This window comes from Pseudomonas chlororaphis (assembly GCF_001921865.1).
Lineage (GTDB): Bacteria > Pseudomonadota > Gammaproteobacteria > Pseudomonadales > Pseudomonadaceae > Aquipseudomonas > Aquipseudomonas chlororaphis_D.
Window position 1 is genome coordinate 388,925 of sequence record NZ_MSCT01000019.1, and the last position, 15,475, is coordinate 404,399.

The 15,475-nt window shown below is 60.2% G+C and carries 15 protein-coding genes; 6 read left to right on the plus strand and 9 right to left on the minus strand.

The features are described 5' to 3' along the window. From BTN82_RS21975 to acs, 4 genes are all read right to left on the minus strand, one after another. Complete coding sequence (locus BTN82_RS21975) at positions 1 to 699, minus strand: ABC transporter permease (protein ID WP_075121186.1); 699 nt, start codon at positions 697 to 699, stop codon at positions 1 to 3. Further along, entirely contained in the window at positions 696 to 1,385 is a 690-nt protein-coding gene (locus tag BTN82_RS21980; protein ID WP_075121187.1) for an ABC transporter permease, read from the minus strand. The genes BTN82_RS21975 and BTN82_RS21980 overlap by 4 nt, the downstream gene beginning before the upstream one ends. Positions 1,386 to 1,475: 90 nt before the next feature. Then, positions 1,476 to 2,252: an ABC transporter substrate-binding protein gene (locus tag BTN82_RS21985; RefSeq protein ID WP_009050329.1), complete on the minus strand. Its 777-nt coding sequence runs from the start codon at positions 2,250 to 2,252 to the stop codon at positions 1,476 to 1,478. A 667-nt stretch (positions 2,253 to 2,919) separates the two neighbouring features. Further along, positions 2,920 to 4,875 carry an acetate--CoA ligase gene (gene acs, locus BTN82_RS21990; protein ID WP_075121188.1) on the minus strand — a complete coding sequence of 652 codons (1,956 nt, stop codon included), beginning with the start codon at positions 4,873 to 4,875 and terminating at the stop codon, positions 2,920 to 2,922. A gap of 415 nt (positions 4,876 to 5,290) precedes the next feature. Here acs and BTN82_RS21995 point away from each other — a divergent pair, with 415 nt between their 5' ends. Both BTN82_RS21995 and BTN82_RS22000 read left to right on the plus strand, forming a co-directional pair. After that, entirely contained in the window at positions 5,291 to 5,554 is a 264-nt protein-coding gene (locus BTN82_RS21995; protein WP_075121189.1) for a DUF2790 domain-containing protein, read from the plus strand. 869 nt (positions 5,555 to 6,423) lie between these two features. Beyond that, positions 6,424 to 7,671 carry a ribonucleotide-diphosphate reductase subunit beta gene (locus tag BTN82_RS22000; RefSeq protein WP_075121190.1) on the plus strand — a complete coding sequence of 416 codons (1,248 nt, stop codon included), beginning with the start codon at positions 6,424 to 6,426 and terminating at the stop codon, positions 7,669 to 7,671. A gap of 142 nt (positions 7,672 to 7,813) precedes the next feature. Here BTN82_RS22000 and BTN82_RS22005 read toward each other — a convergent pair whose 3' ends face one another. Together BTN82_RS22005 and BTN82_RS22010 are read right to left on the minus strand one after the other, a co-directional pair. After that, the gene (locus BTN82_RS22005) at positions 7,814 to 8,527 is read right to left on the minus strand and encodes an acid phosphatase (RefSeq protein ID WP_075121191.1); all 714 of its coding nucleotides are present in this window, start codon (positions 8,525 to 8,527) and stop codon (positions 7,814 to 7,816) included. Between the two features lie 362 nt (positions 8,528 to 8,889). Next, positions 8,890 to 9,501 carry a hypothetical protein gene (locus BTN82_RS22010; protein ID WP_075121192.1) on the minus strand — a complete coding sequence of 204 codons (612 nt, stop codon included), beginning with the start codon at positions 9,499 to 9,501 and terminating at the stop codon, positions 8,890 to 8,892. A 143-nt stretch (positions 9,502 to 9,644) separates the two neighbouring features. Between BTN82_RS22010 and BTN82_RS22015 the strand changes: the two genes are divergently transcribed. Beyond that, the gene (locus BTN82_RS22015; protein WP_075121193.1) at positions 9,645 to 10,628 is read left to right on the plus strand and encodes a hypothetical protein; all 984 of its coding nucleotides are present in this window, start codon (positions 9,645 to 9,647) and stop codon (positions 10,626 to 10,628) included. A gap of 3 nt (positions 10,629 to 10,631) precedes the next feature. Here the strand turns inward: BTN82_RS22015 and BTN82_RS22020 are convergent, their stop codons facing one another. After that, on the minus strand, positions 10,632 to 11,447 hold the full coding sequence (locus BTN82_RS22020) for a sulfite exporter TauE/SafE family protein (RefSeq protein ID WP_075121194.1): 816 nt from the start codon (positions 11,445 to 11,447) through the stop codon (positions 10,632 to 10,634). A gap of 113 nt (positions 11,448 to 11,560) precedes the next feature. On the opposite strand from BTN82_RS22020, the gene BTN82_RS22025 reads away from it, so the two are divergent. Together BTN82_RS22025 and BTN82_RS22030 are read left to right on the plus strand one after the other, a co-directional pair. Beyond that, a complete protein-coding gene (locus tag BTN82_RS22025) occupies positions 11,561 to 12,331 on the plus strand; it encodes an AraC family transcriptional regulator (RefSeq protein WP_075121195.1) in 771 nt (256 codons plus the stop codon). 129 nt (positions 12,332 to 12,460) lie between these two features. Continuing rightward, positions 12,461 to 12,778: a helix-turn-helix domain-containing protein gene (locus BTN82_RS22030; RefSeq protein ID WP_075121196.1), complete on the plus strand. Its 318-nt coding sequence runs from the start codon at positions 12,461 to 12,463 to the stop codon at positions 12,776 to 12,778. Here the strand turns inward: BTN82_RS22030 and BTN82_RS22035 are convergent. Together BTN82_RS22035 and BTN82_RS22040 are read right to left on the minus strand one after the other, a co-directional pair. Further along, positions 12,760 to 13,317 carry an AAA family ATPase gene (locus tag BTN82_RS22035; RefSeq protein WP_075121197.1) on the minus strand — a complete coding sequence of 186 codons (558 nt, stop codon included), beginning with the start codon at positions 13,315 to 13,317 and terminating at the stop codon, positions 12,760 to 12,762. The genes BTN82_RS22030 and BTN82_RS22035 overlap by 19 nt on opposite strands. Before the next feature lie 90 nt (positions 13,318 to 13,407). Next, a complete protein-coding gene (locus BTN82_RS22040; protein WP_075121198.1) occupies positions 13,408 to 14,466 on the minus strand; it encodes an MBL fold metallo-hydrolase in 1,059 nt (352 codons plus the stop codon). Between the two features lie 201 nt (positions 14,467 to 14,667). On the opposite strand from BTN82_RS22040, the gene BTN82_RS22045 reads away from it, so the two are divergent. Then, positions 14,668 to 15,276, plus strand: a complete 609-nt coding sequence (locus tag BTN82_RS22045) for a TetR/AcrR family transcriptional regulator (protein WP_075121199.1) — start codon at positions 14,668 to 14,670, stop codon at positions 15,274 to 15,276. Positions 15,277 to 15,475 lie beyond the last annotated feature (199 nt).

Genomic DNA, 15,475 nt, shown 5'->3' on the forward strand with positions numbered 1-15,475 from the left:
TCAGTGCTTCCGCGGCGCCAGGTAGCGCAGCCAGCGGCCTTCGGCCAGCTTGAACAGGCGCACCAGGACAAAGGTCAGGCACAGGTAGAACACGCCGGCGGTGATATAGGCCTCGAACGGCAGGTAGTACTGCGCATTGACCGTGCGGGCCGCGCCGGTGATGTCGATCAGGGTCACGATAGAGGCCAGGCTGGTGGTCTGCAGCATCATGATCACTTCGTTGCTGTACTGCGGCAGCGCCCGGCGCAGGGCCGACGGCAACAGGATGCGAGCGTACATCTTGTAGCGCGACATCCCCATGGCCTTGGCCGCCTCGATCTCGCCGTTCGGCGTGGCCTTGAGGCTGCCGGCGATGATTTCCGCGGTATAGGCGCTGGTGTTGATGGCGAACGCCAGGCAGGCGCAGAAGGTCGCGCTCGACAGCCAGGGCCAGAGGAAGCTCTGGCGCACCGCGTCGAACTGCGCCAGGCCGTAGTAGATCAGGAACAGCTGCACCAGCATCGGCGTGCCGCGGATCACATAGGTGTAGAGCCAGGCGGTGAAGTTGACGATCGGTTGCTTGGAAACCCGCATCAGCCCCAGGGGCAAAGCCGCCAGCAGGCCAAAGAACAGCGACAGGGCCAGCAGTTTCAGGGTGGTCAGCAGGCCGCTGAAATACAGCGGCAAGGCCTCATAGATGACGTTGTAGTCGAAGATCATAGATCAGCCGCCCTTACGCCTACCGAGTAGCGCTTCTCAAGGTAACGCAATGCCAGCAACGAGACGCTGGTGATCACCAGGTACATCGCCGCCACCGCAAGGAAGAAGGTGAAAGGCTCGCGGGTGGCATCCGCCGCCTGCTTGGCCTTGAACATCATGTCTTGCAGGCCCACCACCGAAATCAGCGCGGTGGCCTTGGTCAGCACCAGCCAGTTGTTGGTGAAGCCGGGAATCGCCAGACGAATCATCTGTGGCACCAGCACCCGGAAAAACACCTGGAAACTGTTCATGCCGTAGGCCATGCCGGCCTCCGCCTGCCCCTTGGGGATCGCCATGAAGGCACCGCGGAAGGTTTCCGACAGGTAGGCACCGAAGATGAAGCCCAGGGTACCGATACCGGCGGCCAGCGGGTTCAGGTCGATGTAATCGCTGTAGCCGAGCATCGGCGCGACGCGGTTGAGCAGGTCCTGACCGCCATAGAAAATCAGCAGGATCAGCACCAGGTCGGGAATCCCGCGGATCACCGTGGAATACAGATCGCCCAGCCAGGCCAGCCAGCGCACCGGCGAGAGGCGCAACGCAACCCCGATCAGACCTAGAACGATGGCCAGGGCCATGGACGACAAGGCAAGCTGAAGCGTCAGCCAAGCGCCATCGAGGATGACAGCCCCGTAGCCTTTCAACATGATTCAGGTCCTCGAAAATTGGGATGAAAAAATGGCGCAAACTTCAGAGATTCTGCTGCTTGCGCCATCTCGGACTGCTGACTCGACGATTTACTGACCGTAAATGTCGAAGTCGAAGTACTTGTCCTGGATTTGCTTGTACTTGCCGTTCTCGCGAATGGCAGCGATCGCTCCGGTGATCTTGTCTTTCAAGGCGTCGCCCTTGCGCACCGCGATACCCACGCCGTCGCCGAAATACTTGGTGTCGGTGAACGCCGGGCCGACGAACGCGAAGCCTTTGCCGGCGTCGGTTTTCAGGAAGCCGTCATTCAACAGGGTAGCGTCAGCCACGGTGCCGTCGAGGCGACCGGCAGCCACGTCCAGGTAGATTTCGTTCTGCGAGCCGTACGGCTTGATCTCGGCACCCAGGGGCGCCAGCACTTCACGGGCGAAACGCTCATGGATCGAACCACGCTGCACGCCAATGTTCTTGCCCTTGAGTTCGGCCAGGCCGTCGCTGACCTGGGTACCGGCCTTCATGACCAGGCGCGCCGGGGTGTTGTAGTACTTGCCGGTGAAGTCCACGGACTTCTTGCGGTCGTCGGTGATCGACATGGACGACAGGATCGCGTCGATCTTACGCACCTTGAGCGCCGGGATCAGACCGTCGAATTCCTGCTCGACCCACACGCACTTGACCTTCATTTCTTCGCACAGGGCGTTGCCGATGTCGTAGTCGAAACCGACGATGCTGCCGTCCGGAGCCTTGGAGGCGAATGGAGGGTAAGCCGCTTCGATACCAATTTTCAGAGGTTTTTCATCGGCGAACGTCGGCAGGGAAAGCACGGAGGACAGTGCCAGGGCGCCAAGAAGCACGAGTTTCTTCATCTTAGGACTCCATCGGTAAAGGGCGAAAACGGCAGAGTGAGCGACAGCCCAATATGCGAATGGGTGGAACCTGATAGCGGCGCTGCGTCCTTGAGGACCCGACCTTGAACCCTGGATGGGCTCCACGAACAGGCAACGACGAGCGAGTGACCGGCATTCTAACGACAGGCCCGAAGCCGATATTTCCTCAATGCGACAACAAATTACAGAAGCATTGAGAAACCAGGTCGAGCACATTGACAGCTCTTCAAGTTTATGCAAGAGCAAAAGATGATGAACCAATCTACGCTGCAAATTGCGGGCCTATTATTCGCAAAGCCTTCTATTCCGGCAAGCACAGCGTTATGACTTATTTTTTATCGGGCCGCAAAAGGCCCTGAAACGGGGCCTCGCGTTTCTCATTACCCCGAATGCGGGCAGCGGGTTACACAATCTCTTCGTTCGGTAACAATCAGAATCATCCGATTGACGTTGCCGATATTTATTGGATCGAGATGGTGGTGTCCGGGCTGACGCCATCGCGAACAAGCTCGCTCCTACAAGAGCCCGTGCAAGCCCTGGAGGAGCAAGCTTGCTCGCGATACGGCCCACCCGATCAACCAGGCCTGCACGAAAAAGCCCCGCCCGGCACAAGGCCGGGCGGGGCTTTCGCAGACACGGATCAGTCTCAGGCGACGTTCATGGTCTTGTGGGTATCGACCAGGTGCTGCACCACGCCCGGGTCCGCCAGGGTGGAGATATCCCCCAGGCTGTCGTATTCCGCCGTGGCAATCTTGCGCAGGATACGGCGCATGATCTTCCCGGAACGGGTTTTCGGCAGCCCCGGCGCCCACTGGATGACATCCGGAGAGGCGATCGGACCGATTTCCTTGCGCACCCAGTTCTTCAGTTCCAGGCGCAACGCTTCGCTTGGCTCTTCGCCGCCATTGAGCGTGACATAGACATAGATGCCCTGCCCCTTGATGTCATGCGGCACGCCGACCACCGCCGCCTCAGCGACTTTCGGGTGCGCGACCATCGCGCTTTCGATCTCGGCGGTGCCCATGCGATGGCCGGAAACGTTGAGCACGTCGTCCACCCGCCCGGTGATCCACCAGTAGCCGTCTTCATCGCGACGGGCGCCGTCGCCGGTGAAATACATGCCGCGGAAGGTCTTGAAGTAGGTGTCGACGAAACGATCGTGATCGCCATACAGGGTGCGCGCCTGCCCTGGCCACGAATCGAGGATCACCAGGTTGCCTTCGGCGGCGCCCTCGATGATGTTGCCCAGGTTGTCCACCAGCGCCGGCACCACGCCGAAGAACGGACGCGCCGCCGAACCCGGCTTGAGCGCATGGGCTCCCGGCAGTGGGCTCATCAGGGTTGCGCCGGTCTCGGTCTGCCACCAGGTGTCGACGATCGGGCAGCGGGATTGGCCGACGTTCTTGTAGTACCAGTCCCAGGCTTCCGGGTTGATCGGCTCGCCCACCGAACCCAGCAAGCGCAGGCTGCTGCCGTCGGCGCCTTCGCAGGCGGCGGTACCAGAGGCCATCATGGCGCGGATCGCAGTCGGCGCGGTGTAGAGCACGTTGACCTGGTGCTTGTCGACGATCTTCGCCACGCGGGTCACGTCCGGGTAGTTAGGCACGCCCTCGAACAGCACGGTGGTCGCGCCATTGGCCAACGGGCCGTAGACGATATAAGTGTGGCCGGTGACCCAGCCGACGTCGGCGGTGCACCAGTAGATTTCCCCCGGGCGGTAGTCGAACACGCGCTCGTGAGTCAGGGCCGCGTACAGCAGATAGCCGCCGGTGGTGTGCTGCACGCCCTTCGGCTTGCCGGTGGAGCCGGAGGTATAAAGGATGAACAGCGCTTCCTCGGCGCCCATTTCCTTAGGCGCACACACGGTACCGGCCACTTTCATCAAGTCTTCGTACCAGATGTCGCGATGCTGGTTCCACTTGATGTCGCCCGAGGTGCGCTTGCACACGATGACCTTCTGGATGCTGCTGGTTTCCGGATTGGTCAGGGCGTCATCGACATTGGCCTTGAGCGGAATCTTCTTGCCCGCGCGGATGCCTTCGTCAGCGGTGATCACCACCTTGGAGCGGCAATCGATGATCCGTCCGGCCAGCGCTTCCGGCGAGAAGCCGCCGAACACCACCGAGTGGATCGCGCCGATCCGGGTACAGGCCAGCATGGCGACCACGGCTTCCGGAATCATCGGCATATAGATAGTCACCACGTCGCCGCGGTGTACGTCCTGGCCACGCAGGGCGTTGGCGAACTTGCAGACCTGCTCGTGCAATTCGCGGTAGGTGATGTTGCGGCTTTCGGACGGGTCGTCACCCTCCCAGATGATCGCGATCTGATCGCCGCGCTCGGCCAGGTGACGATCCAGGCAGTTGTAGGAGACGTTGAGGGTGCCGTCGGCAAACCATTTGATATCGACATGGTGGTCGTCGAAGGAAGTCTGCTTCACCGTGGTGAAAGGCTTGATCCAGTCGAGGCGCTTGGCCTGCTCGCGCCAGAAGCCGTCCGGGTTGACGACCGACTGCTGGTACATGGCCTTGTAGGTCGCCTCGTCAGTCAGCGTGTTGGCCGCAACCTCGGGACGAACGGGATACAGAGAAGCCGCACTCATCTTTCTTACCTCGGTGACATAGTTGTTGTTGTATGACCCCGTTGTAGCCGGGGCGGCCCTATAGAACCATTCGACGATGGTAGTAACAACCCCCTGCCAATGCCCGCGAACAGCCCCCGCCCCTGTCTACTTCGGCACTTGCGGCAGTGCTGCCGACAATTAAGGATGCGCTGCCGAGCCATGGGAGGTCGCTTTTAGCGCGATTGTTACAAAAACCGTCAATAGTGTTTATCAAAAGCACGTCTGTATGACATCCGTACGGGCGCCTAGAATCGACTTCGCCAACAAGGCAAACGCGATTAACCAAGTTACAGCCCCCACGAAGGCAGTTAATCCAAAACTTCTGCTTAACAGTTCCACACGCAGCCCCACAAAGGCTGCGCGACCCCACACGACCTTAGAAAGGTGAAACCAAATGAAAGCTTTATTAGTTCTGGCCCTCAGCAGTCTTTGCGCTACAGCAATGGCCGACGAGATCCCGACTGATGTTGCAAGCCAGCAGGCTCCCGTAGAGGAATACTCTTACTCGTCCGACCTGGACATCGCCAAAGTTATCTCCATGAGCGAAGTTCCGGATGTATGCGAAGTTGTTCCGGCGCGTATGGAATACGAAGATTCGAAAGGCCTGCGGCATATACTGCAATACCGAGTCATGGGTAACGGCTGCTCTAACGGCTGATATAAAAGTTACTCTTTAAGTCTCAATAAGTGCCGGCCGCAAGAAATCCTTCTTGCGGCAAAGATGGCCAGATACACAATATGAGCAGCCTTGCTGCGCGCCATCACCCCAGCAGTGCGACCACGGCATTCGCACTCCCTTTTTCGCCTTGCCAAGTCCCCGCGGCAGCGTTTTATGAGACCGCCTCAAGGGGCTTGACGAAGCCCAGAAACACCTCTCTCGAACGTCCGGATCGACGTCGAGCAATCACGCAGGACAGTAGTGCTTCAAAGGTCAAAAATTGACCACCGAACACAAGATGTAGTGGCAAAAGAGTTTTTTTGCTCATTTTTCGAACAAAAAATCCGATCAACAATTTTCATCGAAAATTGCACACAATCTCGTCTACAAAACCCTCGACACTAACCTGCAAGCCTTGCCCTTCACGGCTTTCAGCCTATCCTATAAAACGCCCGACACCTCCGATCGCCCCGGAGCGATAAAAACCTGCAAAATCGGCTGAAAAAAAAACTTCGCCAGCCAAAGCCCTGTAAACCCTCGCTCCGCCGCGATAACGCCCCTCGTCGGTCGATTCGTGAGCCACTTCGTCGCACCACAGCGACAAAAAAGTCCTTATAATGCGGCCTTAAAACGGGCCTGCAATATTCCCTTACAGGGATAAACAGCCAGTTCGAAGCCAGCGCAGGAGTCGATCCGCTCCTCGGCGCCATAGATGCCTCGAAACTCCCGTACATATTTTTGTTTATTGCCTGCGTCAGCTGTTGCAACAAACGATTCCTTAAGATCCAACGCGGCCAGTTCGGCCGTGTGAAAATCCAACCATCAGTTTTCACACGGGCATCTGGCCCTCATGCAGGAGACGACACGTCATGCTGAGCTGGGACGAATTCGATAAAGAAGAAGGCGAAGTCGCCGCTAAAGGCGCCAACGCCGGCCACGCGGCCGAAGCCACTATGGACCGCCTCGACAGTGCCGGCGGTGCTGCTGCGCTCGAAGCCCGCGCCGTTACCGCCAGCGACTCCGCTGCCGTGGCCCGTGCCAAGGCGTCCCTGGACCAGCTCGACATCGCCGAAGGCCTGGCCGAACTGGAAGGCGCTTCCGCCCGTGTCGCCGTCGATGAAAAGCGCATGATCAACTGCCGCGCCGACCTCAACCAGCTGGTGCCGTTCAAATACGACTGGGCCTGGCAGAAGTACCTGGACGGTTGCGCGAACCACTGGATGCCGCAAGAAGTCAACATGACCGCCGACATCGCCCTCTGGAAAGACCCGGAAGGCCTGACCGACGACGAGCGCCGCATCGTCATGCGCAACCTGGGCTTCTTCTCCACCGCCGACTCCCTGGTTGCCAACAACCTGGTACTGGCCGTGTACCGCCTGATCACCAACCCGGAATGCCGCCAGTACATCTTGCGCCAGGCGTTCGAAGAGGCGATCCACACCCACGCCTACCAGTACTGCATCGAATCGCTGGCCATGGATGAAGGCGAAATCTTCAACATGTACCACGAGATCCCGTCGGTCGCGAAGAAAGCCGCCTGGGGCCTGAAGTACACCCGCTCGATCTCCGATCCGAAGTTCGAAACCGGCACCGTCGACACCGACAAGGAGTTGCTGCGCAACCTGATCGCCTACTACTGCGTTCTGGAAGGCATCTTCTTCTACTGCGGCTTCACCCAGATCCTGTCCATGGGCCGTCGCAACAAAATGACCGGTGTCGCCGAGCAGTTCCAATACATCCTGCGCGACGAATCCATGCACCTGAACTTCGGCATCGACGTGATCAACCAGATCAAGATCGAAAACCCGCACCTGTGGGATGCCGAGATGAAGGAAGAAGCCACCCAGATGATCCTCCAGGGCACCCAACTGGAGATCGAATACGCTCGCGACACCATGCCGCGCGGCGTACTGGGCATGAACGCAGCGATGATGGAGGACTACCTCAAGTTCATCGCCAACCGTCGCCTGTCGCAGATCGGCCTGAAAGAAGAATACCCAGGCACCACCAACCCGTTCCCTTGGATGAGCGAGATCATGGACTTGAAGAAAGAGAAGAACTTCTTCGAGACTCGCGTCATCGAGTACCAAACCGGTGGCGCGCTGAGCTGGGATTGATTCCAGCGGCCAGCCTGGTGCCGGCCTGAGTCGGCACGACGAAAGATAAAAAGCCCTGACTTGCTCAGGGCTTTTTTATTGTCGGGCCAAAAGTACCGCTACCCGCGCGCACCACGCACTCGGGCAAATGGCCAATACCTGCTCAATTGGCAGAAGCCAAAGCGCCACGGATCTCCTTTTTCACCGACTCGAAGTCCGCCGCTGCCTTGGGGTCGTCGAGCAACCGGGCCACCAGCACGGCGGCGCTGATTTTCCCGCCCTCCAGGTCGCTGGGGAAGTGCACCCCGGCAATCACCCGGCTGTCGGCATTGAGCTGCGCACGATTGAACAATTCACTGCGTTTCTCCGGCAATGCCATGCTCAGCAGGGTGGCATTGAGATAACCGTTCATCGAATGCCCGCTAGGGTAGGAGTCGCCCTCGGGCGGCGGTAGAACCGGTTTCACCTGGGACGAGGCCTCGTAAGGGCGCGGACGGCCATAGCTGTGCTTGGCCGGCATGAGGAATTGCACCAGGTCTTCCTGGGCCCGACGAAAGAAGGCCTGGGTCAGGGGCAAACGTTCGACGCTGAAACCACCGCCGAGGGATTCCCTGGCGAAGTGAAACACGCTGTCTTCCCATTCGTCGTCCTGCTGCACCTGACTCACCTGGGCGCTGCTGCGCGCAGCCTGCGCCGCGAGCACCGCCTTCAGGTCGTTTTGTTGCAACGGCGAATCGATGGCCGGAGGCGGTGGCAGGTAGTCGGCCAGCTGGAATTGATTCGCCGACAGATAAGGAGCCGCCGCTGGTGCCGCCAGGGCAACCCCGGCGCCGGACAGGGTCAGACAGAACAACAATGAACGCGCAAGAACAGGCATATCGAGGTCCTCGTTATTGTGAGGGGAAAAGCCGCCTGGCTTGTTCCCACCGGACCTTCACACAGGAGGCCGGCGCCTTCTTATCGGCCATTTCCACGAGGCTGACTTGTCGCTCATTGCCAAGGGCGTGACGTTCTCTGCCAGGGCCTGACGAGATATCTAAGTGAATGTTTTTACAAGCTTTAGCGCGTAAGGCACGTCTCTAAATGGTGAGAGTTTTGTTAGTTAACGCTGTAGGAAATTTCGTGAGAAAGCCGTTAATCGCGGCGGCGAGAACATTGGCTGCGGTCTGTTGATGGGTGTGGGCGGGGAGAGTTTTTCGCGAGCACGCTCGCCCCTACAGAGGAGCGGCTGCGGCGGGCTCAGGGCTTGTTCTGTTCCAGCGGGCGCCAGTCGAAATGCTGGCGTTCGCCGACGCCATTGAAGTCGACGCGATAGGTGTGTTGCTTGCCGCCGATATCGCAGATGCCGATCAGGTCGTGGTTGTGCTGTTCGCGGGGTGGAGGAAGCTGAATACGCACGGTGCCGTGACAGTTCTCGTAGTTGCAGGGCGCGGTGTTGCGGTACAGCAGGTAATCGCCGCTTTCGTCCCGTTCGACCCAGCGCCCATCGATGAAACGTGCCTGGTCCGGTGGAATGCTGGCAGTGGCCATCTTGCGTTTGCCATTGCCCAGGATCAGCCCGCCCATGGCGATGGCCAGGATGAAGTAGGCCAGGACCTTCGATTCGACGCTGAAGTAGGAAAGGATGCCCAACGCATCGGCCACGATCGACATGACCGCCAGCGCCAGCGCCGGCAGCGACAGGAAAAACGCCACCGTGCCTTTGACGACGCTGCCCCGGCTCACTCGTTCGACACTTTTGGGGTCGATGACAAACTGGATGCTGCTGCGTTCGGGCGCTTGATTCTGCGCAATGTTGATGTGGTTGGCGTCGCCGATGGAGCCAATGTTGATGCGGTTGCCGTCAGACATGAACCTGAGCCCTCTCCGGTGATGGGTGGGTCGCGCTAGCTACAAGATTATGCCGAGATAAGCGTCGGTGCTTGAAAAGATCAGTGCACGCCCCTCCATCACCGGCTATTAATAGCCATCTTCACTCAAGGACCCGAGCCTCCATGAAATTCGACACCGCCTACTGCATCGGCCTCGACGACAAGCTGTCGATCTATGACGTGCGCGACCTGAATTTCGACGAGACCACGGCCTTCGACTCGGCCAAAGAGCAGTTCCAGTGCCCCAACGATGCCTGTCGCGCCGTCTTCGCCGCGGACAATCAGCTCGGCACGTTCAATGCCAAGAATGTCAATTACATCCGCACCCCGCACTTCAAGAACCTGCCCGGCACCCGCCACATCGAGGGCTGCCTCTATGCCAGCAACAAAGCCTCGGCAAGCGCAAAGGACAGCGCCGAGGCCGAGGATGATCGCGAGGAGCATTTTCCCTCCGAGTTGCTGCTGACCCGCCGCGAATATGTACGCAGGCCCGCCAATCCCGCTGTGGATAGCCAGGCGCCAAGGGCTGCGACGGCAGCCCCCTCCTCCGGCCCGCACCCGTCTCATCCGCCCCAGGCCGACACCCCGGACAAGACCAGCGTCTTCGCCCACCCGGTGGAGTGTTTTGTGTCGAACATCGACGACAAGGAGCTGCTCAAGCGCATGCCGTTGAAAGTCGGCGAGCACAGCGCCTCCTATGCCTCGTTTTTCAAGAAAATTGAGTACCTGCAAGACAACAAGGGCCTGATCTACTGGGGCAAGATCAAGGAGATCAAGGACTACACCCAGAGCTTTCGCGTCGACTTCGAACAGAAGGTCTGGTTCAAGCAGGCGGACGAGGCCAAGAAGAAGCCCTATTCGGTGAATGTCTACCTGAGCAAGAAGCTGATCGAGAATTACCGCAAGCGCAAAGCTTTCCTCGAAGAGATCAAGCATGCCATCGACAGCGGGCAGGAGCTGTACTGCTTCTTCTATGGCGTGACCCCGGAGCTGAAGCAGGTGCCGAGCAAGAAAACCCCTGAACAGACCTTCGGGGTCTTCAGCGCCAATATCGAGAACCTCGACCATTTCATCATTCGCGAAGCGCCGGGGTTGGCAGCAGGCTAGCCCTTAGCGGACCAGCATGCTGAACAGCACCAGCGTCAACAGGCCGATGTACACCCGCGCATGCAGCCGGTCGGGAATACGCCCGATCCATGGCGATGCCAGGCGCATGCCCAGCAATGAACCAAGGGTCAACAGGGCAAAGGCCAACAGGTCGACGTAACCGATAAACCAGGGCCCCAGGTCGCCTTGGCTGAAGCCGGCCAGGGCCATATAGGTCAGGGTGCCAGCCAGGGCCACCGGCAAGCTCAGCGGGTTGGCCATGGACGTGGCCAGGGTCATGCTCAGGCCACAACGGCGCAGCAGCGGCACGGTCATCACACTGCCACCGACCCCGAGGAATGTGGCGATGGCGCCGATGCTCAGGCCGCCGCCCAGCGTTTGCGCCGGCCCCAGGCGACGCGGCACGCGGGTGCCAGCCTGCTGCAGAAAACCGCGACGCAACAGACAGTCGGCAATGGTCAGCGCCAGGTAGGCGACAAAGGCATAACGCATCACCTCGCCGCTCACCGCCGTAGCCAGGACCGCCCCAGCTATGGCCCCCAACCCGATATAGGCCCCCAGCGGCCACAGGTAATGCCGGATCAGATTGCCGGCTCGCAGGTGTTTGCCAGTGGCCATCCCCGCATTGACGATCATCACGCAGGTCGAAGTGGCGACCGCGATATGCATGGCCGACTGGCCGCTGGCCGGATCAGCGCCGTGGCCGCCAAGCAGCATGTGGTACAGCAACGGCACCACGACAAAACCGCCGCCGAAGCCGAACAGCACCGCACTGATTCCGCTCATGCAGCCGAACAAGACCAACCACAGATAAAACATCGAAGACACTCCGTGAACAGAAGAGCTCGACGATAGAACGCCAGGGCTTGGCCGGCTTCAGCAAGTCAGCCAATACTGTTTGCATTTACGCCACTTCCTGGACGCCCGCCGCTATGCGCAACACCTCGATCGATCTGCTGGACCACACGCCCCGTGCCGTGGTGGCGATCGGCAACGATTACCCCTCGGGCCATCTGCTGCCCAGCCATTGGCATCGCCGCGCGCAACTGCTGTATGGCGCCACCGGGGTGATGCAGGTAAGTACGCGCCAGGGTCGCTGGGTGGTGCCGCCGCAGCACGCCGTATGGATCCCGCCGCTAGTGGCGCATGAGGTGTTGATGCTGGGCGTCAGCACTCGCAGCCTGTACATCGAGCCGGCGGCAATGCCGGCGCTGGGCGATGAATGCCAGGTGATCGGCGTGTCGCCGCTGATGCGTCAGTTGCTGATGGAGGCCGTGGACCTGCCGCTGGAATATGACCAGGGGGCACGCGATGGCGCGCTGGTCAGCCTGCTGCTGCACGAACTGGCCCGCACCAACCGCCTGCCCCTGCATATCCCCCTGCCCGAGGCGCCGCGCCTGCTCGCCCTGTGCCAGGCCTTCCTGCAACGGCCCGACGCCCATCAGGCCCCGGTTCAATGGGCGCAACAGCTGCACATCAGTCTGCGTACGTTCAACCGTCTGTTTCGCCAGCAGACCGGCATGAGTTTCGTCCAGTGGCGCCAGCGCGCCTGTGTGGTCAAGGCCCTGGCCCGCCTGGCCGCCGGCGAGACCGTCACACGCATTGCCCTCGACTTCGGCTACGACAGCCCTGGCGCTTTCTCCACCATGTTCCGCCGGGTGCTGGGACAAGCCCCCACGGCGTACCTGGCGATGGAGACCTAGGTATCGGGACAAGCCTTGTCACGAAGACATTGAGGCGATCGTCCAAATGGGTTTGCTCCGCAAGCAAAACAACTGTACAAATAAACAGTATTTTATCGAGTCACCTTTCCCAACTTCCGGAGAAAACCCATGGCCTCACTCGCGATGAAAGTCACCCTGGAACGTATCGCCCTCTTCCAGTTCACCCCGGAACACTGCCTCCAGGCCCGCGCCATGCTGGGCTGGAACCAGGAGCAGCTGTCCCGGGAGTCCGGCGTCTCGGCAGCCGCCATCCGGCGTTTCGAAGCCGGCGGCGAATTGCTCGACGTCACTCGCCTGGCCCTGGCGTTTCGCCTGGAGGCGGAGGGCCTGGTGTTCTTCCCCGGCTTTGCTCCGGGGCGCGGCATGAACATCAAGGGCGCCACGCCCAACCCGATGGAGCGGCCCGACTACACCCTGATCGAATGATCCAGGGCATCCAGGACCTCGTCCTGCAACGCCAACACCGAACGATGAGTGGCATCGAGGCGGATCACCGGGCAACCCAGTTCGGTGATCCAGCTTTCATGCCGGCGCAGGCTACGCGTACCTTGGCCACCGCAGTCATAGCCAGCAGCCCAGGCGAGGAAGGCCTGGGTAGCGGCATGGCGTTCACCGCCCTCATGGATATGTTCGCCGTAACGCTGAAACTCGCGCTGGCGCAAGCGCTGCAAGCGGATCTCGGGGTCGAGCCGCAGGAAAACGGCATGGGTGAAGGTCGGAATCATCGGGTCGCCCCAGCCACACAGCGAACCTGACAACACCCAGCTGTCCAGCCCCGCCACCTGCTGCTGCAACAACCGGATACGCTCGGCGCGCGGGCGTCGAAGGCTGAAGGGTTGCTCGCTGGGGCACCAAAAGAAGTCGTCCGAATCGAAATGAGCGATAGCCAGTCGCTGGGCCAGCGCTTGGCCCAAGGTCGTGGTACCGGAGCCGGATGCTCCAAACAGATGCAGCCGATAGGCCATCACACAAGTCCGCAGGTAACGGGGGAGTTTTCTAGATACTCCCCAGGTGCCGACACGACAACCCGGGCATGATCGGGGCCGATGAAGGGCCTACAGATCGCTTGCGGCCACCTGCTCGCTCGCCGGGTCGACTTCCATCCACCAAGCGTGCCCACGCTGCGGCTGCGCCAGGTTGAAGGCTTCGCCCATTTGTGGCGTGGCGATGGCGATACTGCGTTCCCAGGCCAGCGACAGGATGCGGTCGAACGGCTCATACCAGGCATGCATCGACAGGTCGAACGTGCCGTTGTGAATCGGCAGCAACCAGCGGCCCTTGAGGTCGATATGCGCCTGCAGGGTCTGCTCCGGCTGCATATGCACGCCCGGCCATTCGACGTTGTAGGCACCGGTTTCCATCAGGGTCAGGTCGAACGGGCCGTAACGCTCGCCGATCCGCTTGAAACCGTCGAAGTAGCCGCTGTCGCCGCTGAAGAAAATCCGCGTATCGCCGTCGATCATCACCCAGGACGCCCAGAGCGTGCTGTTGCCATCGAACAGGCCGCGGCCGGAAAAATGCTGCGAAGGCGTGGCGATGAAACGGATGCCGTCGATTTCGGTGCCTTCCCACCAATCCAGCTGGCGCACCTTGTCGGCCGGCACGCCCCACTTCACCAGGGTATCGCCCACGCCCAGGGGGGCGAGGAAATGCCGGGTCTTGTCCGTCAGCTTGAGCACGGTCTGATGGTCGAGGTGATCGTAATGGTCGTGGGACAGGATCACCGCTTCGATCGGCGGCAGTTCGTCCAGGCTGATGGGCGGTTGATGAAAACGCTTGGGACCGGCCCATTGCACCGGCGATGCGCGTTCGGCAAACACTGGATCGGTGATCCAGAACTTGTCGTGCAGCTTCAACAACAGCGTCGAGTGCCCCAGGCGGTAGACGCTCTGGTTCGGTGCCGCCAGCAGCTGTTCGCGGCTCAACGGTTGTACCGGGATCGCTCCTACCGGCCGGGTGTTACGCGGTTTGTGGAACAACATGCGCCAAAAGATGCCCAGCGTCTTGCCCAGCCCGGCCCGCCGGACCGGCGAGTGATTGCGGAAGGCGCCTTGTTCCTGCAAGGACGTTTCGGCACGCGAAGCATTGGCTGCGCGAGAAGAGAGAGTGGCCATGAATCAGTGACTCCAAGGAACCGGCAAGGCTCCGGTGATTCTCTGCGGGACGAGAAAGGCCAATGCACGCAAGCGTCAGCCAACCATCATTATTTGCGCCTTGAACTACACTGCACAGTGTAGTTTTTCTAGATTGCAACAAAGCCGGGACTAAGTAAACTGCCCCGGATAACTGCCAACGACCGTCCTCGAACCTAACTTATGACAGCTCCAAAGCGCCTGACCGACCTCAAACGCCAAGCCATCATCCAAGCGGCGATTACCGAATTCCACGCCAGTGGGTTCGATATCACCAGCATGGACAAGATCGCGGCGACGGCCGGAGTTTCCAAGCGCACGGTGTACAACCATTTCCCCAGCAAGGAAGAGTTGTTCACCGAGATCCTGCACAAGTTATGGGCCAGCATCAGGGCGCGACCGGACATTCTTTACCGTCCGGGATTAAGCCTGCGTGAACAGTTGCGCGAGTTGTTGATGGCCAAGCTGCAACTGCTGGCCGACGACAATTTCCTCAACCTGGCACAGGTTGCCATTGCCGCCACCCTCCACTCCCCCGAGCGCGCCCAGTACATGGTGGCGCGCATGGGCGAGCGCGAGGAAGGCCTGATGGTGTGGATTCGTTCGGCCCAGGCGGACGGCCAGCTCAAGCCGCTCGACCCGGATTTCGCCGCCCAGCAGATCCACGGCATGCTCAAGGCCTTTGCCTTCTGGCCGCAGATCACCATGAACCGGCCGCCTCTCGACGCGGAAGAACGGTACCGTGTCGTCGAATCCGCGATAGACATGTTCCTGGCTACCTATCAGGCCTGATCCCCCTCTCGACAGCGAATCCGCCGTGCTGCAACGGTGCTGATCGACCGCTCTGCAATGGGCGTTTGCGTACGCCCGTGCCATTAAATGGCCTGCAAGGACACTGATTATTCTTCCTGGAATAAATGACAATGTTCGCCGCCTCGCCCGCGGAAGGACGGCGGCCAGTAAAAACATCACAAGGTATTTCAATACCGGC

Excerpts from the sequence above, each read along its gene's own strand:
- BTN82_RS21980 (WP_075121187.1), bottom strand. The coding sequence starts at position 1,385 with ATGTTGAAAGGCTACGGGGCTGTCATCCTCGATGGCGCTTGGCTGACG.
- BTN82_RS22010 (WP_075121192.1), bottom strand. The coding sequence starts at position 9,501 with ATGTCTGACGGCAACCGCATCAACATTGGCTCCATCGGCGACGCCAAC.
- BTN82_RS22005 (WP_075121191.1), bottom strand. The coding sequence starts at position 8,527 with ATGCCTGTTCTTGCGCGTTCATTGTTGTTCTGTCTGACCCTGTCCGGC.
- BTN82_RS22015 (WP_075121193.1), top strand. The coding sequence starts at position 9,645 with ATGAAATTCGACACCGCCTACTGCATCGGCCTCGACGACAAGCTGTCG.
- BTN82_RS21975 (WP_075121186.1), bottom strand. The coding sequence starts at position 699 with ATGATCTTCGACTACAACGTCATCTATGAGGCCTTGCCGCTGTATTTC.
- BTN82_RS22025 (WP_075121195.1), top strand. The coding sequence starts at position 11,561 with ATGCGCAACACCTCGATCGATCTGCTGGACCACACGCCCCGTGCCGTG.
- BTN82_RS22000 (WP_075121190.1), top strand. The coding sequence starts at position 6,424 with ATGCTGAGCTGGGACGAATTCGATAAAGAAGAAGGCGAAGTCGCCGCT.
- BTN82_RS22040 (WP_075121198.1), bottom strand. The coding sequence starts at position 14,466 with ATGGCCACTCTCTCTTCTCGCGCAGCCAATGCTTCGCGTGCCGAAACG.
- BTN82_RS22030 (WP_075121196.1), top strand. The coding sequence starts at position 12,461 with ATGGCCTCACTCGCGATGAAAGTCACCCTGGAACGTATCGCCCTCTTC.
- BTN82_RS21985 (WP_009050329.1), bottom strand. The coding sequence starts at position 2,252 with ATGAAGAAACTCGTGCTTCTTGGCGCCCTGGCACTGTCCTCCGTGCTT.
- acs (WP_075121188.1), bottom strand. The coding sequence starts at position 4,875 with ATGAGTGCGGCTTCTCTGTATCCCGTTCGTCCCGAGGTTGCGGCCAAC.
- BTN82_RS21995 (WP_075121189.1), top strand. The coding sequence starts at position 5,291 with ATGAAAGCTTTATTAGTTCTGGCCCTCAGCAGTCTTTGCGCTACAGCA.
- BTN82_RS22045 (WP_075121199.1), top strand. The coding sequence starts at position 14,668 with ATGACAGCTCCAAAGCGCCTGACCGACCTCAAACGCCAAGCCATCATC.
- BTN82_RS22035 (WP_075121197.1), bottom strand. The coding sequence starts at position 13,317 with ATGGCCTATCGGCTGCATCTGTTTGGAGCATCCGGCTCCGGTACCACG.
- BTN82_RS22020 (WP_075121194.1), bottom strand. The coding sequence starts at position 11,447 with ATGTTTTATCTGTGGTTGGTCTTGTTCGGCTGCATGAGCGGAATCAGT.